This is a genomic window from Streptomyces sp. NPDC092952 (genome assembly GCF_044754785.1).
GTDB lineage: Bacteria > Actinomycetota > Actinomycetes > Streptomycetales > Streptomycetaceae > Streptomyces.
Genome location: NZ_JBIVPT010000008.1, coordinates 63,298 through 86,856, shown reverse-complemented (window position 1 = coordinate 86,856; position 23,559 = coordinate 63,298). Strand labels below are relative to the sequence as shown.

At 71.0% G+C, this 23,559-nt stretch carries 25 protein-coding genes; 21 read left to right on the top strand and 4 right to left on the bottom strand.

Features of this window, described 5'->3' with window-relative positions; translation table 11 throughout:
* The first annotated feature begins 1 nt into the window (after position 1).
* The 9 genes from ACIQGQ_RS20610 (at position 2) to ACIQGQ_RS20570 (ending at position 10,165) form a co-directional block, all read left to right on the top strand.
* Positions 2-5,260: a hypothetical protein gene (locus ACIQGQ_RS20610; protein ID WP_402397912.1), complete on the top strand. Its 5,259-nt coding sequence runs from the start codon at positions 2-4 to the stop codon at positions 5,258-5,260.
* Complete coding sequence (locus ACIQGQ_RS20605) at positions 5,257-5,643, top strand: hypothetical protein (protein ID WP_402397909.1); 387 nt, start codon at positions 5,257-5,259, stop codon at positions 5,641-5,643. Before ACIQGQ_RS20610 ends, ACIQGQ_RS20605 begins: the two co-directional genes overlap by 4 nt.
* A complete protein-coding gene (locus ACIQGQ_RS20600) occupies positions 5,640-6,698 on the top strand; it encodes a hypothetical protein (protein ID WP_402397906.1) in 1,059 nt (352 codons plus the stop codon). Before ACIQGQ_RS20605 ends, ACIQGQ_RS20600 begins: the two co-directional genes overlap by 4 nt.
* Positions 6,699-6,709: 11 nt before the next feature.
* Positions 6,710-6,880: a hypothetical protein gene (locus ACIQGQ_RS20595; RefSeq protein WP_402397903.1), complete on the top strand. Its 171-nt coding sequence runs from the start codon at positions 6,710-6,712 to the stop codon at positions 6,878-6,880.
* A gap of 103 nt (positions 6,881-6,983) precedes the next feature.
* The gene (locus ACIQGQ_RS20590) at positions 6,984-7,688 is read left to right on the top strand and encodes a hypothetical protein (RefSeq protein ID WP_402397900.1); all 705 of its coding nucleotides are present in this window, start codon (positions 6,984-6,986) and stop codon (positions 7,686-7,688) included.
* 2 nt (positions 7,689-7,690) lie between these two features.
* Complete coding sequence (locus ACIQGQ_RS20585) at positions 7,691-8,395, top strand: hypothetical protein (protein ID WP_402397897.1); 705 nt, start codon at positions 7,691-7,693, stop codon at positions 8,393-8,395.
* A 65-nt stretch (positions 8,396-8,460) separates the two neighbouring features.
* Entirely contained in the window at positions 8,461-9,201 is a 741-nt protein-coding gene (locus tag ACIQGQ_RS20580; protein ID WP_402397894.1) for a hypothetical protein, read from the top strand.
* On the top strand, positions 9,192-9,788 hold the full coding sequence (locus tag ACIQGQ_RS20575; RefSeq protein ID WP_402397892.1) for a hypothetical protein: 597 nt from the start codon (positions 9,192-9,194) through the stop codon (positions 9,786-9,788). Before ACIQGQ_RS20580 ends, ACIQGQ_RS20575 begins: the two co-directional genes overlap by 10 nt.
* Positions 9,785-10,165 carry a hypothetical protein gene (locus tag ACIQGQ_RS20570; protein WP_402397889.1) on the top strand — a complete coding sequence of 127 codons (381 nt, stop codon included), beginning with the start codon at positions 9,785-9,787 and terminating at the stop codon, positions 10,163-10,165. Before ACIQGQ_RS20575 ends, ACIQGQ_RS20570 begins: the two co-directional genes overlap by 4 nt.
* A 9-nt stretch (positions 10,166-10,174) precedes the next feature.
* On the opposite strand, the gene ACIQGQ_RS20565 is transcribed toward ACIQGQ_RS20570, so the two are convergent.
* Positions 10,175-11,227: a hypothetical protein gene (locus ACIQGQ_RS20565; protein WP_402397886.1), complete on the bottom strand. Its 1,053-nt coding sequence runs from the start codon at positions 11,225-11,227 to the stop codon at positions 10,175-10,177.
* A 200-nt stretch (positions 11,228-11,427) separates the two neighbouring features.
* Between ACIQGQ_RS20565 and ACIQGQ_RS20560 the strand changes: the two genes are divergently transcribed.
* From ACIQGQ_RS20560 to ACIQGQ_RS20505, 12 genes are all read left to right on the top strand, one after another.
* Complete coding sequence (locus tag ACIQGQ_RS20560; protein ID WP_402397883.1) at positions 11,428-11,967, top strand: hypothetical protein; 540 nt, start codon at positions 11,428-11,430, stop codon at positions 11,965-11,967.
* A gap of 5 nt (positions 11,968-11,972) precedes the next feature.
* Complete coding sequence (locus ACIQGQ_RS20555; RefSeq protein WP_402397880.1) at positions 11,973-12,188, top strand: hypothetical protein; 216 nt, start codon at positions 11,973-11,975, stop codon at positions 12,186-12,188.
* 57 nt (positions 12,189-12,245) lie between these two features.
* Positions 12,246-15,482 carry a hypothetical protein gene (locus ACIQGQ_RS20550; protein WP_402397877.1) on the top strand — a complete coding sequence of 1,079 codons (3,237 nt, stop codon included), beginning with the start codon at positions 12,246-12,248 and terminating at the stop codon, positions 15,480-15,482.
* A complete protein-coding gene (locus ACIQGQ_RS20545; protein ID WP_402397874.1) occupies positions 15,482-16,912 on the top strand; it encodes a hypothetical protein in 1,431 nt (476 codons plus the stop codon). Before ACIQGQ_RS20550 ends, ACIQGQ_RS20545 begins: the two co-directional genes overlap by 1 nt.
* A gap of 19 nt (positions 16,913-16,931) precedes the next feature.
* A complete protein-coding gene (locus ACIQGQ_RS20540; RefSeq protein ID WP_402397871.1) occupies positions 16,932-17,939 on the top strand; it encodes a hypothetical protein in 1,008 nt (335 codons plus the stop codon).
* Entirely contained in the window at positions 17,939-18,409 is a 471-nt protein-coding gene (locus ACIQGQ_RS20535; RefSeq protein ID WP_402397868.1) for a hypothetical protein, read from the top strand. Before ACIQGQ_RS20540 ends, ACIQGQ_RS20535 begins: the two co-directional genes overlap by 1 nt.
* 134 nt (positions 18,410-18,543) lie before the next feature.
* On the top strand, positions 18,544-19,188 hold the full coding sequence (locus ACIQGQ_RS20530; RefSeq protein ID WP_402397865.1) for a hypothetical protein: 645 nt from the start codon (positions 18,544-18,546) through the stop codon (positions 19,186-19,188).
* A 165-nt stretch (positions 19,189-19,353) separates the two neighbouring features.
* The gene (locus ACIQGQ_RS20525) at positions 19,354-20,202 is read left to right on the top strand and encodes a hypothetical protein (RefSeq protein WP_402397862.1); all 849 of its coding nucleotides are present in this window, start codon (positions 19,354-19,356) and stop codon (positions 20,200-20,202) included.
* Positions 20,203-20,363: 161 nt separating this feature from the next.
* Complete coding sequence (locus ACIQGQ_RS20520; RefSeq protein WP_402397859.1) at positions 20,364-20,627, top strand: hypothetical protein; 264 nt, start codon at positions 20,364-20,366, stop codon at positions 20,625-20,627.
* Positions 20,627-21,571 carry an N-acetylmuramoyl-L-alanine amidase gene (locus ACIQGQ_RS20515; protein ID WP_402397857.1) on the top strand — a complete coding sequence of 315 codons (945 nt, stop codon included), beginning with the start codon at positions 20,627-20,629 and terminating at the stop codon, positions 21,569-21,571. Before ACIQGQ_RS20520 ends, ACIQGQ_RS20515 begins: the two co-directional genes overlap by 1 nt.
* Positions 21,568-21,813: a holin gene (locus ACIQGQ_RS20510; protein WP_402397854.1), complete on the top strand. Its 246-nt coding sequence runs from the start codon at positions 21,568-21,570 to the stop codon at positions 21,811-21,813. Before ACIQGQ_RS20515 ends, ACIQGQ_RS20510 begins: the two co-directional genes overlap by 4 nt.
* Positions 21,810-22,067 (top strand): hypothetical protein, encoded by a 258-nt coding sequence (locus ACIQGQ_RS20505; protein ID WP_402397851.1) that lies wholly within the window; start codon positions 21,810-21,812, stop codon positions 22,065-22,067. Before ACIQGQ_RS20510 ends, ACIQGQ_RS20505 begins: the two co-directional genes overlap by 4 nt.
* A gap of 44 nt (positions 22,068-22,111) precedes the next feature.
* Here the strand turns inward: ACIQGQ_RS20505 and ACIQGQ_RS20500 are convergent, their stop codons facing one another.
* The 3 genes from ACIQGQ_RS20500 to ACIQGQ_RS20490 all read right to left on the bottom strand — a co-directional run bounded on the left by ACIQGQ_RS20500 (position 22,112) and on the right by ACIQGQ_RS20490 (position 23,538).
* Positions 22,112-22,597 carry a hypothetical protein gene (locus ACIQGQ_RS20500; protein WP_402397848.1) on the bottom strand — a complete coding sequence of 162 codons (486 nt, stop codon included), beginning with the start codon at positions 22,595-22,597 and terminating at the stop codon, positions 22,112-22,114.
* A 110-nt stretch (positions 22,598-22,707) separates the two neighbouring features.
* Complete coding sequence (locus tag ACIQGQ_RS20495) at positions 22,708-22,941, bottom strand: hypothetical protein (protein WP_402397845.1); 234 nt, start codon at positions 22,939-22,941, stop codon at positions 22,708-22,710.
* 60 nt (positions 22,942-23,001) lie between these two features.
* Positions 23,002-23,538, bottom strand: a complete 537-nt coding sequence (locus tag ACIQGQ_RS20490; RefSeq protein WP_402397842.1) for a flavoprotein — start codon at positions 23,536-23,538, stop codon at positions 23,002-23,004.
* Positions 23,539-23,559 lie beyond the last annotated feature (21 nt).

Sequence of the window (23,559 nt, the reverse complement as noted above, 5' to 3'; positions counted from 1 at the left end):
CGTGCCCGTCGAGCCTGTTCCCTGCGCCGCCCCCGAGCCGGAGCCGCCGGTCCCGCCGTGCTGCTCTCCGGGCCTGGCCTCCACCGGCCTGTGCCTCGCGGACGGAACGCCGATCGCCGTCCTCGCCGTCACCGCGTGTGCCGACTGCGACACCGCCGCCGCGGCGCCGGAGCAGACGGGATGGCTCAACCTCCTCACCGGCGGCTTCACCGCTGGCCCGCCGCCGGTCGGCACGGAGGCGTGCACCGACCGGCAGCAGTTCGCCGTGGCGCAGTGGTGCGACCTCGACGCCGACGGCGACCCGATCGCCCCGGTGCTCGTGGAGTACGAGTACGACGACACCGGCCAGCTCACCGGCGTCCGCACGCTCACCCCGGGCGGCGACCCGTACACCGTGGCGGGGACCCTCGGTCTCTGCCCGGGGCCGGTGGACGACGTGGAATACGTGGTCCTGTGCGACGTCCAGGACGACGGCGGCGTGGTCGAGTTCCTGCGGGCGCTCACCCCGACCGGCGACGACACCTCGACCGCCCGGGACACCACCCTGGACGGCGCGACGCCGTACGCCCCGACCGGCACGGTCGGCGCCTGCCACCCGCCGGAGTGCCGGCACTGCGAGACCACGACCCTGTGCGACGTGCCGGCGAGCACCGTGACGGCCCCGATCCTCAACCCGCCCCAGCCTCCGGCCGGGGCCCGCTCCGGCACCCTGCCGAACGGCGTCGGCTGGGAGGTCTACGGCGGATCCAGCAGCCTCCCGAACTGGTGGGCCATCGCTCTCCTGCCCTCGCCGTCCGCCGGCCCCCTGCCGGTCCGCTTCACCCAGCCCGTTGAAGTTGAGTGGTCTGCGCAGGTCGGACGGCTCGGCGTCGGTACCGGCATCATCGTCATGCCGCCCGGCACCCAGCTCGTGTCCCTCGACCCCGCCCACCTCTGGGACCCGGCCACCCGCGTGCTCCGCCCGGATCCGGCCTCCGGACCGGTCGGCGCGGACGCCCCCACATCCCGCTTCCGGCACACCGGGCCCGTCACCGAGCTGCTGTTCGCTACGGACGGCGCCACCGGGCTCAACGCGACCCAGCGCATGGTCGGCGACTTCCTCGTCACCCCGGCGACCGTGCCGTTCCTGCGCACGGTGTGCCGGGACTGCGACGGCCAGCCCCTCACCACCACCGACACCCTCCTCGATGGCACGACCCCGTACGAGCCGGTCGGCACGGTCGGTGTCTGCCACCCGCCCGAGACGAAGCCGTGCGCGTCCACGGTGGACGCGCTGCGGCTGTGCGATCTCAACCCCGACGCCGTACCGGACGAGCAGGGGCGCCGCTGCGCCGTGCCGTTCCTGCGGCACTTGGTGCACGACTGCACCGGCGCCCTGGTCGAGACCCGCGACACCGGCATGGACGGCTCCACGCCGTACACGCCGGTCCAGGTCGTCGACTGCGGCAGCGGCGGCGGCGTGCCCGCGCTCGTCGAAGTGCCCTGGGAGGTCGTCGATATCAAGCCGGACCCGGCCAGTCCGGAGGGCCGCGGCTTCCTCTTCTCCCTGTCGCCGGTCGATGACCCCGACACGGTCGGCACCGTCACCGTCACCACCACGGCGACGGCCAACACCGACTGCCCCGGCACCCCGCCGTCGTTCATCTTCCGTAACCCGTGCACGTACACATTCACGCCGGACCAGGTGCTCCGGGACGCGGCCACCTACGTGCGCTGCGACCTCCTCGACTTCGACACCTTCGAGCCGATCACCGGCCTCACCCCGCCCCCGTCCCGCCTCGGCGGCACCGCGTACTGGGACGGCACCACGGTCATGCCGACCGAGTCCAACGGCACCGGCCAGCTGTTCTACGACGGCCCGCCGGCCACCTGGTCCTACCGGGTCGGGAACACCGGCGGCGGCAACTCCTGCTCCTCCCTGTCCTTCGCGGCGGTCTCGCTGCGCCCGGAGGGCTGCTGTGGCTGCGACGCGGCCGAGCCGTGCCGCGACACGTCCAACACCCTGCTCTGCGACACCACGACCACCGAGGCCGTGACGGTCTTCGACCCGGCGGGCGCGGCTGACGCGGACGGCTGGGAGGTCATTTCCTTCACCGGGGCGCAGCCGGGGTACGGGCCGACCGGTCCGATGCCGTACCCGGTCTACCGGGGCACCAGCAACACCGGCCAGACCTCCTACGGGGCGCGGCCGGACCTCAACGCCGGGCCTACGGCGATGCCGTGGCCCGGGTACGACAACGCCCCGATCCGCTGGATCATCCGGAAGGAGTTCACCGCTCCCGAGGACGGTACGGCGACCGTCACCGCGACCGGGTTCCGGGCGGACGGCGGCGGCCGGGTCCGGATCAACGGGACCGACATGGGCCTGTACTCCCAGTGGGGTCAGCCCGGCGTCGGCGGCGGCGGCCAGGCCCTCGTCACCGCTGGCCCCAACATCGTGGAGATCGAGGTCCGGGACGACTGGGGCTACAACTGGGCCACCGGCCGCCTCGACATCGTCATGACCAAGACGATCGAGTTCCTGCGGCGCACCGTGGTGGACTGCGAGACCGGCGAGACCGTCTCCATCACGGACACCACCCTGGACGGGAAGCCGTACGAGGTGACCGGCGAGGTCGGCACGTGCACCCCGGTGCAGGAGTGCTGCCCGCAGCAGAACACCGAGACCATCCAGCTCTGCGACACCGCCGAGGACGGCGCGGTGACGCCGTTCCTGCGGCACCTCACCCACGGCGAGGGCGGCGTGATCACCGCCGCTGTCGACACTCTCCTCGACGGCGCGACCACCTACACCCCGGCCGGGCGGGTTGGCGTCTGCGGGGCGGACAACGACGGCCAGGACGTGGAGGTCATCCAGCTCTGCGACAAGACCGCCGGAGCTGCGCCGGTGCCGTTCCTGCGGCATCTCATCTACACCGCCGGGACCGTCCCGCCGGTCGTCATCGACACCCTGCTGGACGGGACGACCCCGTACGCGCCGGTCGGGGAGCCCGGCGACTGCGCCGAGCAGTGCCGGGATACCTCCTCCACCCTGCTGTGCGACACCTCGGCCACCGACCTCATCACCGTGTTCGACCCGGCGAACCGGCCGAACGCGGACGACTGGCAGGTTGTGTCGTTCACCGGGTACAACCCGGATGCTCCGCCGGAGGCGCCGATGCCATACCCGGCCCGGTACGGCACGGTCTACAACTACCCAGCTCTGGGCGCCCGCGCGGACCAGAACGGGGGATTCGGTGGCGGGAACTGGGCCGGGTACGACGCCGCCCCCGTCCGCTGGGTCATCCGCAAAACCTTCGACGCGCCGGAGGACGGTGTCGCGGTCGCGCAGTCCGTCGGCTTCCGAGGTGACGGCGGTGCCCGCGTCCGGATCAACGGCGTCGATGCCGGGATGTACGGGCAGTGGAACCAGCCCGCCACCAGCGGAACCGCGCAGATCCCCGTCACCGCTGGCCTGAACACGGTAGAGATCGAGGTCCGGGACACCAACGGGATCAACAACGTCGTCGGCAGGTTGGACATCGCCCTGCCGAAGACCGTGCAGTTCATGCGCCGTCAGACGGTGGACTGCGAGACCGGCGAGGTCATCTCGACCACGGACACGACCCTGGACGGGCAGCCGTACACCGTCGTCGGCGAGGTCGGGCAGTGCGAGCCGGTCGCGGAGTGCTGCGAGCAGGCCCCGCCCGAGACGCGGGTCGATGTCGAGACGCAGCTCCTGTGCATCCGGGACGCCGCGACCGGCGAAGTACTGGGCCAGGTGCTTGAGGAGCGGGTCTACGACGACCAATCCGGCGACCTCGTCGAGCAACGCCTCACCAACCCGACCACCACCGAGCCGGTCACCCTCCCGGCCGGGGCCGAACTCGGACGATGCCCGTCCCCGGACCGCATCACCCGGCAGATCTGCGTTGCCGCTTCCGGGCGCGCGGAGTTCCTGACCAACGCGGCGAACGCCACCAGCGGCGTGGACACGGACTGGACGTGGTCGCCGAGCCCGGACGGGCCCTGGCACCCGATGTACCGGGTCGCCCCGAACTCGCTGTGGACGGTGACGGACACGGCGCCGAACCAGGCGCACTGGGTCGGGCCGCACGCCGACCGGACGGTGTGCCCGACCACGGGGGAGACGTCGCCGCCGGTCCCGGGCACCTGGTACGCCCGCGCATCCTGGGCGCTGCCCGTGGACGTGGACCCGGCGACGGTCCGGATTGCGGCGAGCATCCTGAACGCGGACAACGACGTCGCCGCGTGGCGACTGAACGACGGGTCCTGGCAGCCCGTGGGCGGGGCGGGCTTCTCCGCTCCCGCGCACCAGCAGCTGCCGACCGCCGTCCCCGGCGGCCGGGCCGGGCAGAACGCCGTTATCGTCCAACTCGTCGAGACGCAGCCTGGCACCACCTGCCCGAACACGAACCAGTCCGGCATGATCCTCCACGTCGCGGCCACCTACGACCACGAACCGCGCACGTGGACGCAGGTCCTGGAAGACGGACGGGTCTACTACCTCGACGAGAGTGGGCAACGGCAGGAGACCATCCCGGCCGGGGACCGGATCGTCTCGTGCGGTGGCACCGGTGGCGAGTGCTGCCCGGTCCAGGACGCCGAGGTTGTGCAGCTCTGCGACGTCAGCGACGACGGGTCTGGCGCCACGCTCTCGACACCGTTCCTGCGGCACCTCGTCTACGAGAGGAGCGGTGCCGTCGCCTTCGCCGCCGACACCGGTCTGGACGGCCTCACCCCGTATGCCCCAGTCGGCACCGTCGGCGTGTGCGCGTCCGCTTCCGAGGGGTGCGCGCAGCACCTGCGCGAGGAGTGCCGGTGGGACGACGTAGACGGGGACGGCGTCGGAGACGTCCGGTACGCCGAGCTGATCGTGGTCGACGGCTGCACCGGCGCCCTGACCACGCTCGGCACCTACACCTCGGACCTGACGGGCCCGTATACGCCGGTGGCCCCGGTCGATGGCGGGCCTGTCGGCCCGGCCCCGGCCGCACGCGGCGTCCGGGCCCACCGCCTGGTCCTCGCCCCCGGCGCAACGTGGGACGCTGCCGCGGTGCCGCTACTCCAGTCCGTGACCGTCGTCGCCCGAGGCACCGCAACCGTGACCACCACGGACGGCACCAGCGACCTCGTCGCAGGGGAGAGCATCGGCTGGTCCGTGGCCCGCGACGGTGACGCCGCCCTTGTCGGCCCGCTGACCGTGACCGCCGGCGACGCCCCGGTGGCCGTGGCCTGGACTGCGGGGGTGACGCTGTGAGCGGCACCACCGGCAGCCTCGCCGTCCCTGGCCCGTCCGGCCCCCCTGGCGAGCCGGGCCCGCCGGGGGCCCCGGGGGAGCCCGGCGGCCTCGGCGTCCGCATGGCGCGCGCGACGGCCGTCACCAACAGCAGCGGCCAGGCCGTCGTCGTCTGGAACCCGCCTTTCGTGGCCCCGCCGGTCGTCACCCTCGCCGTTCAGGCCAGCAGCGGCGGATTCCGCTCCGCCCGCATCACCGCCAACTCGCCCAGCTCCACGACGGTGCAGGCCGGCGGCGCCGCCGTCGTGGAGCTGCTCGGGATCTCGCTCCTTGCCGCCGCGCTTCCGGCGGCCGGCGCCACCGTCCATCTGACCGCCACCGAACCCCAGGAGGGGGCACCATGAGCTGCTGCGACGAACGCTCCTGCGACTGCATCGTCACGGCCGGCCCCGGCGTCACCGTCGACGGCGACGGCTCCACCGGCGCGCCGTACGTCATCGGTGCTGCCGGGGGCGGCGGCGGCCCCACCGCGCTCACCGTCACCGACTCGCCGACCGTCGACCTCACGCTGACGGGCGCAGGCACTGCCGTAGACCCGTATAACGTGACGGCGGAGGTGATCGTCGACCCGGCCCCGCCCGGCGGCGGCACCGAGCTGCTGCACGCCGGACCGAACGGCCTGAGTCTGGAGTGCGCCGACGTGCGCGGCTGCTTCTCCGCCGGGGACGGCGCGGGCTACGACCCGGACACCGGTGTCATCACCGCGCGGCCGTCGACCGATGCGGGCAACGGCCTCTCGTACGGCACGGACGGCGGGCTCCTGGTGCCGTCTGCCGCCGCGCTGACGGTCGGCTGCGGTCTCCAGGGCGAGGGCACCGCGGCGGCGCCGCTGGCCGCGTTCCCGATCGCGGGCGAGCAGCCCTGGGCGGATGACTGGGACTGCGACGCGGCGGCGAACTCCACGCTGAAGTGCGACCCGGACTCGGGTGCGCTGTGGACGCCGCCCGAGCACACGTCGGCGGCGGTCACCCTCCAGCAGAACCACCCGATCCCCGCGCCCACGTTCACCGGCACCGGCGGATTCGTCCTCGTCGACGCAGACGTGTGGTCCGAAGGCCGGTACACCGCTGATTCGTTGACGACCTGCCGTGGGGTCAGCTTCTCCACAGCGTTCACCGGACACGTCGAGGCGACGTGGACGTCGGGCGCCGTGTTCGACCTGGGGTATGCGGTGACGATCGACGGGGGCGGTCCCGCCGTCCGCGTGATGCACAGCAAGCTCCAGGCGGGCGGGACCGCCGGGCACGAGCGCTGGACGGTTGCTGTGTCCCAGGCCGCCGTTCTCGCCGCGCACACCGGGTACGTGGTCCGGGTCTACCCGGCGATCAACGTCGTCTCCGGGAGCGTGACGTTGAACCAGTGGATTACCGACACCCACCTGATCGCCATCACTCGCTGAGGAGCCTGACCATGCGCTACTTCCTGAACGGCGACGGCGGCTGGCTGACGATCAGCGGCGACCTCGACCTGTTCGGCGCGGTGCCGGACGGGTACCGGGAAGTCACCGAGGAGGAGTACCGCCAGGCGGCCGACACGGTTGTCCTGGAGCTGCCGGGAAATCCGCCCGCCAAGGCCAGGTAGGGCCGTACGCCGCAGCCGGATGCCGTTGCCCGGTCGCGGCTAGACTCGTTTCGACGCCGCTGGTTTTGGGCCGGGCCTCCAAGGAGTGATGGAGGTTCCCGGCATGTCCTGTCCGCTGATTGCCAACGCCGACACCATCCGCGTCACGAGGGTGGACGGCTGTGGCCGCCCGATCTGTGGCGACGACAACGGCTTCGTCTTCGACTGCTTCGCCACGCTCGCGATGAACGCCAACGTCGACGACGGTGAGGACGTCGAGTACAAGGCGGCCAACGGCCGGATCTGCGGCTTCAAGCGCGGCTGCCCGTCCTTCAAGGGCTACGACGTCGAGCTGAGCTTCTTCTCGGTCAGCCCCGAACTCGTCGAGATCACGACCGGCAACCCCGTCGTGTACGGCTTCGACGGCCGACCGATCGGCTACGACGACTGCTCGATCCAGTGCAACTCGGGCTTTGCGATCGAGCTGTGGGCGGAGGTCCTCGAAGCCGAAGCCTGCGACGCTGCAGGCGCGGGCGCGGGCGCCTGGATCTACTTCCTGATGCCGTGGGTCACCAACGGGCAGCTCGGTGACCTGGAGGTCGGAAGCGAGGCGGCGTCGCTGACCCTCACGGGCGCGACCCGGGCGGGCGGCGGCTGGGGCACTGGCCCGTACGACGTCATGGCCGTCGACAAGGCCGGGACCGCCGGCGGGCTCCTCACCCCGCTCGGCCCGACCTGCCACCGCAGGACCATCGTCACGACGGTCGCACCGCCCGAGCCGGTCTGCGAGTACACGCCGGTCACCGGCGGCCTGTGCCTGGCGTCGTGACGATGCGGGCACCCGACCTTGTCGTTCCGGTGCGGGAGACCGCCGTCAACGAACAGCTCCGCTACGCGTTGCGGAGCTGGGCGGCGAACCTCCCGCACCGGAAGGTGTGGGTCGTCGGCTACCGGCCCGCGTGGCTGCGCAACGTCGAGCACATCCCGACCGTGCAGCCGGGGACGAAGTACCAGAACACGACGATCGCGGTCCGGGCCGCGTGCGAGCACCCCGACGTCAGCTCGCGGTTCCTGCTGATGAACGACGACTTCTTCGTCATGCAGCGGCAGACCGAGATGCCCGTGCTGCACCGCGGGCCCGTCCGGGACGTCGAGCGGTACTACGCCTCGCGCGGGAACGGCAAGTACCTGGCTGGGCTGCGGGAGACCCGGGACCTCCTGGTCTCCCTCGGGTACGACGACCCGCTGTCGTACGAGCTGCACACTCCTTTGCCCGTGGAGAAGGCCGGGATGCTGGAGGCTCTGGACGTCGGCCGCCACCTGCAAGTTGTGCACAAGCGGACCTTGTACGGGGCGCTGGCCGGGCTCGGCGGGCAGCGGATCGAGGACGTGAAGGTGCTGCACCGCGGCCCCCGATTCCCGCATGGCCCCTGGCTGAGCACGATGCCCGACGCTTTCGCGAACGGCGCGGTCGGCCGGCATATCAGGGCCACCTTCTTCCGGCCGTCGCGCTACGAGAGCACGGGGAGGCGCTGATGCCGCTCCGGACAGGGCCGTGCGAGGCGTGGCCCACGAGCTTGTGCTGCGAGGTCCCGGAGGGGATGGAGCAGGACGACGTCGACCGGTGGACGCTCGTCGCCTCTCAGATCCTGTGGGGCCTGTCCGGTCGGCGTCTCGGCCCGTGCCCGATCACGGTCCGGCCGTGCCGCCGGGCCTGTCTGGACGCCGCGCCGGTCAGCTTCCAGGCCGGGTACAGCGGCGGCCCGTGGGTGCCGTACATCGACACCGGCGGCATCTGGCGCAACGCGTCCGTCTGCGGCTGCAAGTCGGACTGCTCGTGCGGTGAGCTGTGCGAAGTCCGGCTGGAGGGCCCGGTCTACGACATCGTCAGCGTCGACGTCGACGGCGAGGTCCTGGTGCCCGAGGCGTACCGGGTCGACTCGGCCGGCCTCCTCGTGCGCACGGACGGTGAGTGCTGGCCGGACTGCCAGGACATGGCCGCGCCGCCCGGGACCGAGGGCACCTTCACCGTCGAGTACCGGGTCGGGCTGCCGCTCGACGAGGCAGCGGTCGCAGCCGTGTCGGAGCTGACCTGCCACCTCCTCAAGGGGTGCTCTCCTTCAGGGAGTTGCGGCTGTCGTGCGAACCGGAACATCACGCGGATCTCCCGGCAGGGTGTGGACATGGATATGCCGGACCCGAGCCTGACCTACGCCGAGGGTCGTACCGGCCTGCCGCTGGTCGACCTGTGGCTGTCCGTCGTGAACCCGTACCGGATCGACTCGCCCAGCCGCGCGTACAGCCCGGACTACAAGCGGCCGAGGGTGACGACGTGGCCCTGACCCCGCTCGCGATCCGCGACCTGACCGAGGCCGTCGTCGGCTGCGTCTGCGCCGCTCTCGCCCGGACCGCCCAGGAGATTGAAGGGCAGCCCGGGTGCCCTTGTCGGGCCTGCGTCGTCCCGGGGGCGCCGGCGTGGGACTCGTGCGACGACCCGTGCGGGGAGGAGGGCGGCGGCGGGCAGTTGTCGGTGTCCGTTGCCCGGATCTACCCCAGCAGCGACGCGGACTTCCCCGGTGAGTCCCGGGTCGTCCAGGGTGTGCGCGGCTGCATGCCGCCGTCGGTCACCGCGCTCGAACTTGTTGTCACGCTGCTGCGGTGCACGCCCACGTTCAACGAGAGCGGGTGTCCGCCGACCTGCGACGAGCTGGTCGCCTCGGCGCAGATCCTCCACATCGACATGGTCACCGTCTTCAACGCGCTGCTGTGCTGCCTGCCGGGCACCCAGCAGACGCGGCGCGGGCGCCGGTTCGTGATGGGTCAGCAGAAGACCATCGGGCCGGAAGGCGGCTGCGTCGGCCTGGAGCAGCGCGTCATCGTGGCGCTCCCCGGCTGCGGGAAGTGCCCGGACGGTGAGGATTCGCCGTGAGCGTCGAGGTGAGAGTCGACCCCGGGAAGATCGCCCGGACCCTGCGGCTGCGGAACGGGATCGTCGCGCGGCGCCTGGCCGAGCGCACCGCGCGGACGGCGCGGATCGCCGAGCGCGAGGCGCCCGGGTCGATGGGCCGCTACATCACGTGGAAGGTCACGGACGGGCCGCGCGGTCTCCAGGGCGTCATCGTCTGCGACCACCCTGCCGCGCGCTACGTCCTCGACGGCACGAGGCCCCACATCATCCGGCCGCGTAAGAAGAACGGTGTGCTCAGGTTCGAGGTCGGTGGCCGGGTGGTGTTCTCCGCCTACGCCCGACATCCCGGAACGAGGCCGAACAACTTCCTGGAGCGCGCCCTGAGACAGGGGAGATAGCCGCAGAGCCTACGGATATGGATCGACAGTTGAGAAATTGATGGCTGGGGCAAATGCTTCACTCGTTGGGTTACTGAATTCCATTCCATTTCCGTCCGGCGACGGCTTAACGAATGTTCCATATTTGTCGTAGGGCGCGGCGATTGCCGCACCCTTGCCCTTCCCCCATGCGGGTTCGATTGGGATTTCGATCCACTCGTCACTGCCTCCGCTTGTAACGTTCATCTCCAGTCGGAAGGTGCAATCAAGGTTCGACCCGAAGTAGATGTCGAACGTACGTGCATCGTTCTGTTCCAGGACGACCGTTTGCGTAGAGAAATCGTCAGTGAGGGCCAGCCTGGTGTTACTGCGCTTCTTCATGTTCCCTAGTCGGGGGTCTCCCCTCTCGACGAAGCGGGCCTTGGTTGCGTCGTATTGGCTGACTTCAAATCCGATCACCGTGCGGGTCACGTCCTCGCCGGAACCGCCCATGGGTGGTGGATATACGATCGTTTCGTCGTAGAACGGCTTGTCTGGTGATTCCGGAATTTCATAAACCTCGTACGGACAGTTCCTATCCTTGAGCTTGAAATCCTGAATGATCGTTGTCTCATCCTTGAGTGCTTTCACTGTTACGCGTGTTGAATAGAGGCCGATAGGGCGCGCACTCTTGGATGCCAGCCAATTATTGAATGTTTCAGACCAGTCAGTAGTCTTGGCGATTGGGCCGATATAGACCTGCTCCTCTGCCATGGCGAAGGCTGAGGGGATCACCGGCGATTCTCCCCGGGTGACGGAGACAGACGGCCCTCGCGCGATTTTCTTCTTATCTGTGTCATCTTGCATGGCGCGTTTCTTGCTGTCCTGGTCGGCGTCGGCGCTTTGCTCTGCTGCGTTGGTCGCCCTGCAGCCCTGCTGGACGGCGATTCCTCCGAACACAAGCGTGGGGACGAGGGCAGCGATGATGGTGGAGTTTTTCCACCATGGCGGAGATGGTGGCTGTGGCTGTGGCTGTGGCTGTGGATCGGGAGAAGGAACCGGGCCGAAGGGCGGTGGAACAGCGGGCGGCTGCTGGCTTGACACGGATCTCCCTATCGGAGCGCTGATCAGGCTCGTGTTCTAGCAGGGTGCTTACAGGCCGGGCAACGAGCGAAGCGTCAAAAGCAGCGGGTTTCGGCCACCGCCTGAGTGCGCCACTGCCCCGTGTGCCGAGGGCCGCTAGCCTTCTGTCTACGCTGCTGGTTCTGGGCCGGGCGTCCCGCGCGGGAAGAGAAGGGCCACCCGTGGCTAAGAGGCAGTTCACGCTCAACACCCAGCCGCACGAGGCGGAGATCGGCGACGCCGTCTACCTGTTCGAGCCGGAGGTCTTGGGCGACGAGTTCCTGGACCGGTACGAGCGGCTCCAGGAGGCGAACCGGCGCCTGAACATCGACCCGGGGAACATGGTGAACGCCGACCTGTCGAAGGTTCGCGAGGCCGCGGTCGCCATGCGTGTGTTCCTCGCCAGCCTGATGCTCCCCGAGTCGGCGGCTGAGTTCGCCCGCTGGGACGTCATCACCGGCGGGAAGACGGTCAGCTCCCACTCGACTCCGGAGGAGGCTGAGGAGGCTGCCGCGAAGCGGAAGGACGCCACGGTCAAGGACGCCGGCCGCCGGTACCCGGACCGCGTCCTCGTCGAGTTGATGGAGTGGGTCGTCGAACTGTACGGAGGGAACCGCCCTCCTACGTCGTCCAGCGGCTCTGCGCCAGCATCGCCGCCTCCTGGGAGGAGTGGGAGGGGAGCCTCGCCCTCCAGGGCGTCGACATCCACGCGTGGCCGCTGAGGGTGATGCTGTCGGCCGCCGAGGCCACGCTGGAGCAGGGCGCCGAGGACGATGCGGAGCGGCAGCGGATTCGGGCGAGGCTGTACGCACCGCCCAAGGGGCAGGGGCTGGCGAAGAGGGTGCGGCCACCCGGCGGCGGCATGACCATGAGTCAGGCGCAGAGCCTCGCGGCGCAGCTCGCGGCAGAAGACGCCCGGGTGACGGGTAGCCACACCGGCTAGTCTGGGGGCGCCGCTGGTTTTGGGCCGGGCAACATCGCTGTTTCGCGAGGTTGCCCGGTGGCCGACGACGAGGACTACGGGACAGGCCGTATCCGCATCATCCTGGATGATGCCGAAGCGGTCGCCGAGGCCCGCGACCTCGGCATCCGGATTTCACGGGCCCTGGACCGGGCCACCCGCACCGTCGGCGCGCAGATCCGGCGGAACATCCAGCGCGGCCTCGACGCCGCCAACGTCTCCGTCGAGGTCGTTCCGGACCTTCGCCGGTTCGACGCCCAGCTCCTGACTCAGCTCAGGTCGCTGGAGAGCATCAACGTCCCGGTCGCGCCAGACCTGACCGGGTTCGTCGAGCGCATCCGCGCGCTCCTCGCGGGCGAGGAGGTGTCGATCCGGGTCGTCCCGGACCTGTCCGACTTCGACGCCCGTATCCGCGCGCACCGGCCACCGGACGTCACTGTCCGGGTCAACACCGACGCCGACACCGATCGTTTTGCGCGGGCACTCAGCGGCCTGGGGGGTATCGCGGGTCGAGTCGGCGGCGCTCTCGGCGGCCTGCTGAAGCTCGGGGCGGTCGGGATCGCGGCGGCCAGCGCCGCGCAGTCGATCGGCGGGCTCGTAGCCGCGCTGGCTCCTGCCGCCGGGATCATCGTGGCGTTCCCTGCCGCGATCGTCGGGGCCCAGGTCGCGCTCGGCACGCTGAAGGTCGCGGTCCTCGGCGTCGGCGACGCCATCGCGGCCGCGTTCGGGGACGATGCGAAAAAATTCCAGGAGGCGCTGGAGGGCCTGGCCCCGGCCGCGCAGACGGCGGTCCTGGCCATCCACGACCTGGCGCCGGATCTCAAAGAGGTCCAGCAGGCCGTCCAGCAATCGTTCTTCGCCCAGTTCGCGGGCCAGATCTCCGGGGCCGTCCAGAGCCTCCTGCCGCTCCGCTCGGAGTTGGCCGGCCTCTCGACGGAGTTCGGTCGGGCCGCGAGCGAGGGGCTTCGGTTCGCCGCGTCACAGCAGGCCCTTGCCCCGCTCCAGACGATCATCCGGAGCACCACACAGGCCGCGTCCGGCCTTCAGGTCGCCATCGCCCCGATCGCCAAGGGCTTCCTGGACATCGCCGCGGCGGTCCTCCAGGCGTTCGGGCCGGGGGCCGGGACCGCGATCGCTCAGGTCGGGGCGCAGTTCGGGACGTGGCTGTCTACGGTCTCGGCCTCCGGACAAGCCGTTGAGTGGGTACGCGGGGCGCTGGACGTTTTCCGGCAGCTCGGCGCGGTCGCTGCGAACGTCGGCGGCATCATCAGCGCAATGTTCCGGGCGGCCGGAGACGCGGGTGGTGGGCTCCTCGGGAACCTCCAGACGATCACCGCCTCGTTCCGGGACTTCCTGTCCTCCGCCCAAGGGCAGGAAGCCCTCACCGGGATCTTCCGTACGGTCGCGACGATCGCGGCTCAGCTCGGCCCGATCCTGTCCGCGGTCGTCCAGCAGATCGGGGCCATCGCCCCGGCTCTCGCCCCCGTTTTCACCGCGCTCGGCCCGGCCCTCGTCGGGGTCATCAGCGCCCTCGGCCCGGCCCTGGCGGCCATCGCGCCGAGCCTCCAGGACGTAGCGGGCGCGCTCGCAGCCGCGTTCGGTGCGATCGGCCCGGCGCTCGGCCCGGTCGGCGCCGCGATCGGCTCCGTCGTCTCCGCGTTCGCCCCGCTCCTGCCCCTCGTCGGCCAGCTCGTTGCTGCGGTGGGGACGATGCTGGCCCCCGTCCTCCAGGCCCTGGCGGCGCTCTTCGAGCCGATCGTCACGGCGCTCGTCGACGCGCTGATGCCGGTCCTGCCGGTCGTCGCGGCCGCGTTCGTGCAGCTGGTGGCGGCGCTGATGCCGCTGGTGTCCGGCGTAGGGCAGGCCGTCGCCGGCCTGATCCAGGGCCTGTCCCCGCTGCTGACCGAGCTGGCCACGACCCTTGGGCGCTTGGTCACCGCCGTCGTCCCCGTCGTGAACGCGCTGATCGGCGCGCTCCTGCCCGTACTACCGGACCTGGTCGCGGCGTTCAACGCGGTCGTCCTGGCGCTCGTCCCGCTGCTGCCGTCGATCGCTGAACTCGCCGAGGCCCTCGCCCCGCTGAACGCCCTGGCGGTCCAGCTCCTCGCGCCGGTGGTCGCGATCGCCTCGGCCTTCGCGTCATGGGTGATCATCCAGGGCGTCGTACCGATCATCTCGCTCGTCGTATCAGGGCTGACCGGCCTCGTTTCCGCCGCGACCTCGACCATCGGGTTCATCGTGGCTCTGCCGTCGCAGGTCGTCGGAGCGCTTTCGTCGCTGGCCGGATTCTTCGGCGGGCTGTGGTCGAGCATCACCGGCAGCGTCTCGGCCGGCCTCGATGCCGTCGTGGAGTTCTTCGCCTCGTTGCCGAGCAGGATCATGGGCTTCCTGGCGTCGCTGCCGGGCGCGCTGGTGGATCTCTTCACGACAGCGGTCGCGCAGGTCGCCATCGCGGTCCTCACGGCCATCGCCGGTGTCGTGTACCTCTTCACGGAGCTGCCGCAGAAGATCGCGTCGGTCTTGACCTCGCTCGGCTCCCTGCTCGCCAGCGCGTTCATGTCCGCGTTCACCTGGGTCACCTCGACGATCACCGGGTTCATCGCCTCGGCCGTCGCGTTCTTCCAGTCGCTGCCCGAACGGATTGGGGCGGCCCTGGCTGCGCTGCCGGGGAAGGTCGCCTCGATCTTCACCACCGTGAAGAGCACCACGATCTCGACCGTCACCGGGCTCATCACCTCGGTGACGACGTTCTTCTCTGCTCTGCCCAACCGAGTCGGATCTGCTCTGTCGTCCCTCGGGTCGAAGATCGCCGGGGCGTTCCGGTCAGCGCTCGGGTCGGCTCGCGCCGCCGCGAGTTCGTTGATCTCCAGCATCGCGTCGATGTTCACGAGCCTGCCGAGGAAGATCATCGCGGCGATCGGTGACATCGGCTCGCAGATCATGGGGAAGATCAAGCGCGGGCTGCCGTCATCCGTGCGCGGGCTGTTGCCGTTCGCTGCCGGCGGGATCGTCACCCGGGCCACCCCCGCCCTCGTCGGTGAGGCCGGGCCGGAGGTCATCATCCCGCTGACCCGGCCCGCCCGCGCCCGCCAGCTGGCCGAGCAGTCCGGCCTCACGGACCTCCTGGCCGCGGCCGCCCCCGCGCCGACGCGGGGGAGTGCTCCCCGGGCGGGCGCGACGATCACGAACCACTGGACCATCCACGAGGTAGGGGATGCGCACGTGACGGCCCGCCGCGTACTGAACCGGATGGCGATCTCGGCGGGGGTGGCGTGATGTTCACCGACTACCTGACTCTTGGCGGCACCGAGATCTACAACTCGGCGCGGCTGGCCGCGTACCTGGAGTCGGTCGGCTCTGCGCTCGACAGCGTCGGGGATTGCGGATGCCCAAGCTTCGACGCCGCGCACGTGGGCGACGATCCGTACACCACCCCGTGGGACGACGAGGCCCCCTGGTGGGATCCCGACGTGCCGGACTCCGCAGATTTCGCCGGCCTGCTCGTCCTGGACGTCGACGGGCTGGACGACCACCCGGTGACCAGGTCGGTGACCCGGGCGGTCGTCGGCGGCGCCGCGATCGGGAAACCCCGTGTGCAGGCGCGGACGATCACCGTGACCGCAGTGCTCCTCGGCGCGACGTGCTGCGGCGTCGCGTACGGGCTCAAGTGGCTGGCCCAGGCCCTTTCCGGGTGCACGGACGGGTGCGGTGGGGCCTGCCTCACCGTGTACAACTGCTGCCCGAGCGGGGACGAAGACCCCGCCGTTTTCACGGCCCGGCACCGGCGGACGCTGCGCCGGGCCGCGCTCACGGACGGGCCGCGCGTCGTCGACCGCAACGGGCACGGTTGCACCGGCAGGGGCTCGTGCCAGAACGGCGCCGACCTCGTCCGTGTGGAGTTCGTGCTGACGGCCGGGCCGTGGCTGTGGGCGGACCCCGTGCCGGTCATCACCGCGCCCCTGCCCGGGGACGACGGGGAGTGCATCACCTGGTGCATCCACCGAGGCCCGGCCGGGCCGCCGCCGCCCGTGTGCGTGGACACCACCGACACCCGGTGCGCCCCGGAGGCGGTGACCGTGCCGCTCACGGACGCGGCGGGCTGCGCGGTGCAGTGGCCGGAGGTCGAGCCGGTCCGGGACCCGTGCGATGCGACGTGTCGTCTGGCCGCGTGCCCGGACCCGGAGTCCCTGTGTGCGGACTGGACGTGCCGTACCCCGACCCCGCCGCAACTTCCGCCGCCGGAGACGTGTTTCCGGCACGCCCTGGCCGTGAACACGGAGACGTACGAGCTGGACCTCAGCTCGTGGCCGGCCTGGTTCGGGGCGGTGCCGTTGATCGAGGTGAGCGCCGGGAGCAGCGACCTGCGCCGCGTGACGGTGACCTTCTACGAGCGCACGGCGGAGCACCAGGGGATGAGCTGCGAGGAGGTTGTGGAGCTGGAGCGCTGCAACCCGCACTCGACGTACGAGGTCGGGTTCGTGGCGGCCGGGGGGACGATGACGCTCGACGGGCAGGTCGGCCGCGCGTCGGTGGAGTGCTACGGCCGGTGCGAGACGACGACCGATGCGTACGGGCGCGACGGCGGCCCGCTCGACTTCCCGCTGCTGACCTGCGATCGGTACTGCGTGGAGATCGCTGCTGACGCCATCGTCCCGCCGGCCCCGGACGCCACGGTGACGATCTCCCTGTCCGGCCGAGAGTACTGAGGGAGAAGGGGGCACGCTGGTGGGTGAGTGCGCGTCGCACACGGCGCAGATCATCGACCGTGACGGAGCGGCCGTCGCGGGTACCGATGTGCTGGTGTCCGTGGAGTGGTCCCGCGTCCTGGACGACCTGTCCGAGGCCAGGGCCGTGATCGCCCCGGATGCGGACTGCTGCGCCGCGCTCGCCCGCGTCCGCACGTGGCGGCACAAGCTCGCGATCTTCCGGGGGACGGCGCCGGTGTGGGAGGGCCCGATCACCAGCGTGGAGTGGACAGTCGACGGGGCGGAGATCAGCGCCGTGGATGTCCTCGGCTGGCTGGACCGCCGCACCCCGCACCAGGACCAGGAGTTCATCGACCACGAGCTGACCGAGGTGGCGGCCTGGCTGGTCGACGACGCATTCGAGCCGGACGACCCCGGGCACACCACGACGATCGTCGCCACGTCCGGCATTCGCGGCCGCCGCTCCTACCAGGCAGATGTTGGGCAGACGGGGGACCACCTCCGCGACTTGGCAGCGACCGGCATCGACTTCACCGCGCTGGGATCGAGGATTCTGATCCTGCCGGAGGACCACTCCGCCCGCCTCGCGTCGCTCAGCGATGCGGACTTCGCCGACGAGCTGGTGGTTGTCGAGGACGGGCTCGCGCTCGCGACGCGGTGGGTCGTCCACGGCAAGGACGGCGTGAAGGGCGTCGCGGGCGGGGCGCATCCCTACTACGGGCTGATCGAGCGCGTCGTCGAGGAGACCTCCATCCTGGACGACGCCTCGGCGGAGGCTGCGGCCCGATCTCGGCTCGCCGCCTCATCCCCGGCCCCCGTCTTTCTCGACTCCCAGGAGGCCGTGCTGTCGCCGGATGCGGGCCTGGACGTGACCGTGCTGGTACCGGGGTGGTGCGTGGACGTCACGACGACGCAGACCTGCCGCACCATCTCCCAGGCCCTCAAGATCGCCACGGTCAAGGTCAAGGAAGACGGCGACGCGGAGACCATCAGCCTCCAGCTCACCCCGGCGGGGGTGAGTGGCTGATGGCACTCCGAGGAACAGCCGCCCGCCGCAGCCCGGACAACCCCCTTGGCGGAGTGCTCCGCGACTTGGACCGGCGGACCCGGTCGATCGAGCACCAGCCGAAGACCACCCCCGAGCCGGGCCCGCAGGGCCCGCCCGGCGAGCCCGGCCCGGCAGGACCACCGGGCCCGGCCCCGGCCGCCGCAGCCGTCCGCACGGGCGACGACGGCCGAGCCACCTGGACACTTCCGGTCGCACTGCCCGTGCCGCCGGTCATCAGCGCGGTCGCCGCCGCCCCCGAGCGGGATGACGGCCCGCTGACCGTCACGGCCGAGGACGTGACCGGGGCGACGGTGACCGTACGGGTATGGCGCACCCGGCCCGTCCTCGGGCTGGGGCTGCTCCCCGCCGTCCCGGCGGCCGGGGTGATGGTCCACCTCACCGCCACCCCGATGCCCGCCGCTCAGGCCGTGCAGCCGGAAGGCGACTAGGATCCCGGCGCCGCTGGTTGTGGGCCGGGCCACTCTTCAACCCCTAGGAGGGGATCGCTGTGGCTTCGGTCTGCGCGTGTGGCGAGTACTTCAACGTGGATGACACCGGCGAGTTGTGCCTGAATCCAGGCACCATGGGGCTCCGGCGCGTCATCGTCCGCAAGACGGCGGGCACCTCGCAGTTCCGCAAGGGCGACTACCCGTGGCTGGCCCGCATCCGGGTCAAGGTCCAGGGCGGCGGAGGCGGTTCGGCCGGGGCCGCGGCCGCCGCTAACCAGCTGATCGCCCGCAACGGCGCGAGCGGCGGCGGGTACGGGGAGTCCGTGATCGAGGTCGGGGCGCTCGGCGACGTCGAGACCGTAGTCGTCGGGGCCGGTGGCGCGGGCGGGATCGGGAACAACCCGGGGAGCGCCGGCACGACCAGCAGCTTCGGGGGTGTGGTCACCGGCACCGGGGGCAATCCGGGGACCGACGGGATGGACTCTGGCACCTCCAACACGACGTCGAATGGGGTCGCGGCGCCGGGAGGCGGGTCCGGGCAGATGACGGATGGTGGCGGCGCGGGAGAGGGCGCTCTGCGGATGGGCATGCGTGGAATGTCCGGCCGGGGCGGTGACTCGCGGATGGGCCACGGAGGGTACGGCCGCACGACGTCCGGGCCGGGCAGTGCCGGGCGAGGGTATGGCGGTGGCGCGGGCGGTGCGTTCTCGGCGGACGGGAAGTCGTACGACGGGGCGACGGGTGCAGTCGGGATCGTCGTCATCGAGCTCTACGGATAGCTGGGTACGCTGGTAGGGCCGCTGGTTCTGGGCCGGGCCGCCTCATCAGAGAGATGGAGTTGGCCCGTGGCTCGATGCGGTTGCGGTGGTGGCGGGTGTTCCTGCGTAGTTGTGGGCGGTGACGGGGTCGTCGTTGAGGGCGCGGGAAGTCCTGCGGACCCCCTCGTGATCACAGCATCGCCCGCTCCGCTCGTGGTTGAGCCGGGCGATGGCGTTGCCCTGTTCGGGGAAGGCACGGAAGGTGCCCCGCTCACGGCGTCCTTGATGTACGACGGCCGGTCAGGGTGCGACGGGATCGTGGCGTGCGTCTGCGACCACTCCGGGGACGGGCTGTCGTGCGCGGGCGGCGTGCTCGCGGTCCACCCGTCCGGCGACGAGGGGAACCTCGTGCGGATCGGTACGGACGGCGGGGTGTTCGTCCCGACCGCGGGCGCCTCGGCCGGCCTTGTGGCCGGGCAGGCGATCGACATCGCCGGTGACCAGGCGAGCGGCTACACGATCGGCGCGCGGATCAGCGCCGACCCGGGCAACGCGATCGGGCTTGGGTCGGATCGCGGTCTCTTCGTTCAGGGGCCTCGGTACGCGTACGGGAACCTGGCCCCGAAGACGATCACGACCGACACCACCGACAACTGGCTCGTTCCGTCGCTGGTGGCGGAGTCCGGTGGCTTCTCCGTGGTCTCCACCGGCGGTACGAGCCGTGTTCGTGTCCCTGATGGTGGGACCTGGTTTCTCCAAGCCCAGTTCCGGTGCGACACCTCGGCGGGGTTCACGGCGCCGAGCGGCGCCGTGTTCTACGCGGCGATCAGCGCAGCGGGGCGGGGGTTCATGAACGCGGTCACGTACACGCGAGGCAGCTCGATCACCGGGCAGCACTGCACTGCGATGGACGACTTCACGGGCGCGGCCACCCCGAGCATCGGGTTTCGCGTGCAGGCGAACAGCAGCCATCAGGCCCGGCCGTCGGTGTCCGGCTGGTGGTCAGCGTTCCGTGTTGGCCCGAGCATCGCGTGATCGCGCCAGCGCCCCTGCGGACACCGTTGCCCGGGTTGTGTCCGGACAGTGTCCGTGCAGGTCACCGCACCGCGTCCCTCGTGTCCGGGCTGTCGTCCGGACAGGGATCCCAAGTCCGTCCGGACGCTGTCCGGACATCTTCGTCACTCCTGGAGGTGTGCATGTCCCAGACCCCGACCGTCGGCCGGACGGTCCACTACGTCAGCCACGGAACCCCGATCCGCAGTGACGGGAGCCAGGCTTTCCCGCCGTCCTGCCGGTCCGCGATCGTGACCGAGGCCGACGCGGACGACCCGGGCCGGGTCGGGCTGGTCGTCGTCAACCCGACGGGCCTCTTCTTCCTCCCGCTGAGCGCGGGCGGGGCCGTTCACGACGACACCGGCGCCCAGCTCGCTGGCACGTGGCACTGGCCGGAGCGAGTCTGATGGCCAGCCCGATGACTTCTGGTCAGCTCATGAAGGCGCTGCGCGCGGAGGGTGTGCGTGTGGTCGAGGTCGGGAACTGGCGCACGCACAACCGCAACGGGAAGGGCCCGTGGGGGCCGGTCAACGGGTCGGTCGTCCATCACACGGTGACCAAGGGCACCGCGAACACGGTCCGGATCGTGCGCGACGGGTACCCGGACCTGCCCGGTCCGCTGTGCCACGGCATGGTGGCGAAGGACGGTGAGGTGCACCTGGTCGGCTGGGGCCGCACCAATCACGCCGGGGGCGGCGACCCGCACGTCCTGGACCAGGTGGTCGCGGAGTCCTACAACACCCGCCCCGCCGTCCCCAGGAAGGGGAACGCGAACGGGGTCGACGGCAACGCCCGGTTCTACGGCTGGGAATGCGAGAACCTCGGCGACGGCAAGGACCCCTGGCCCGCCGTCCAGTACGACGCGATCGTCCGCGTCCAGGCCGCCCTGTGCCGGGCGCACAAGTGGTCCGCCAAATCCGTGATCGGACACCTGGAGTGGTCGAACGACAAGGTCGACCCCCGCGGTTTCACCATGGCCAAGCTCCGTGCCGACGTGGCGGAGCGGCTCAAGCACCCCGCGAGCTGGAACGGCTCCGACCCCGAGGAGGACCCCATGGCCGGAATCACCAAGCGCGACATCTTCGACGCCGTCTGGAAGACCGACGCGATCGGCGGGCCGGCCGACGCGGCGGACCACGCGACGAACCCGACGTGGCAGCCGCAGTCCATCCTGAAGGACATGCAGGCCCGCATCCGATCCATGGACAAGCGGCTGGCCGCCCAGACGGCCGCTATCACCGCTCTCGCCGCCCAGCTCGGCACCGGCGCCGACGCCGCAGCGATCGTCGCGGCGACGGAAGCCGCGATCGATCGCGCAGCCGCGGACACCACCGAGGATGAGACAGGATGACGGGCTCGCTGCTCACCGGGCGGTTCTGGGCTGCCACCGCCGAGCGGGCCGTACGGACGGCTGCTCAGACCCTGCTCGCCGCCCTCGGGCTGTCTGCCGCCGACGTCCTGGACGCGGCCTGGGGCCAGGCCCTCGCGCTCTCCGGTAGCTCGGCTGTCCTGGCCGTGCTCACCGCGCTGAGCACGGCCGGGACCGGCGAGGGCCCGGGGCTCACCGAGACCGTACGGAAGGGGGAACGGTGACCCCGCCCTCGGCCGGCCCCGACCGGGTCGCCGTCGAACTCGCCGAGCTACGCGGCGAGATCAGGACGGGGTTCGCGGAGCTCAACGGGAGGATCGACCTCGTCCTCCAGCGCACGGAGGCGACCGAGGGCGACGTGAGCGCGCTCGACGGCAGGGTGACCGCCCTGGAGCGCAAGGTCTTGGCCCTGCCTTCGGTCGGTGCAGTGACCGGGGTCATCGGGGCAGCCACCGGAATCGTCGCCCTGCTCCGATGACCCCGGCGAAGGGGTGGTGCCGGTTCCAGCGTGTTGGGCTCCGGCTACGCCCCGCGTAGGGCGGCATCGGTCGTCTCCGCCGCACTGAGCGCGGCCAACACCTGGTGCCGCCCCGACTCGATGTTGAGGCTGCCGGCCTCGATCGCCTCGGCGACCGTGGCGGCGTGCCCGAGGACGACGGCCAGGGCGTGCTCGCCCCGGCTGTCCTGCTGCGCCCAGGCCGCGGCCGCGCGCAGCAGGCGGGCGGCGCTCCCCCCGTGCTCCGGTAGGTCCTGGGTCGTCGCGGGCCGGATCCACAGGTCGATGTGGGACTGCACGACGCCGTCGTAGGTGCGGTGGTCGACGGCGGTGCCGCAGCGCCCTGACCCGTCTGGTGCGGTGGTTCGGGTGCCGGGCCAGTCCTGTGCGAGCCACCGGTGCCGGTGGCACACGCCGAGGCGGTAGAGCACCTGCCGGTCATGGCCGCGACTGCGGGCCGTCGCGATCGTGGTGGCGGGGGCGGCGCACGTGGTGATCTGACGCAGAATCATGTGTCTCCTCGGCGTGGGGGTTCCATGGTCGACGAGGGACAGAGACGAGTCTGCTCCCCCAGCACATATCTGGAGTGAGGCAGATCACAGGGGTGTCGGGGTTGTTAGCGTCAGGCGCCGTCGGCGGGTGAGCCCGGACGCGCCGCCGCCTTCGCCGCCATCTCCAGTGCATATCGGCTCTGCCCCGTTGCCGCCGCCTCGGTTGCCACGGCGGCCAGGAACTCCTCGGCGGCCGTCCGCCACGTACCCCACGCTTCCCCCGAATACGGGCCACTCAATGCCTTCGCCTTGACCTCTGCAGACGCGCGCGCCAGCTTGATCAGATCATCACTCGGATTTGCCACGGTGGAGATCGTAAACACCGGCGTGAGCAAAGCCGAGGAGGGGGTGCTGCGAGCTGGAGGTCAGCGAAGGTCCGCGATGGCCTCCAGCGCGGCGTGCCAGGGGTACGTGGACGGGTCCCCTTTGCCCGGCTCGTTCGGCACGAACCCGCCTTCGCCGTAGAGCACGCGCACGCCGGCGGCGCGCAGCGTCTCGATCGACTTCGGGAACTGCGGGTGTGCGACATAGGCCCAGTTGACGCACGGCATCATCGCGATCGGGGTCCCCTTGCCGATGCCCTCCGCGACCACGCCGACGATCCATTTGTCTGTGAGGCCGAGCGCCCAGGCGTTCACGGTGTTGAAGGTGGCCGGTGCTACGAGGATGGCGTCCGCCCGCGGCCACACGTCTGGCTGTCCCGGGACACGGTAGTCCCACCTCACGGGCCGGCCCGTGAGAGCGGCGAGGTCGTCCAGGGATTCGTGGAGCCAGCGGGCTGCTGTCGGAGTGAGTCCGAGGCACACGTCCCAGCCGGCAGCCTGCGCCTTCTCGATGACTTGGGCAACGTCGAAGACCGGAGGCGCCGCGCTGCAGAACAGGTACAAGATCCGCGTACTCATGTCGTCATCTGATCACACGGA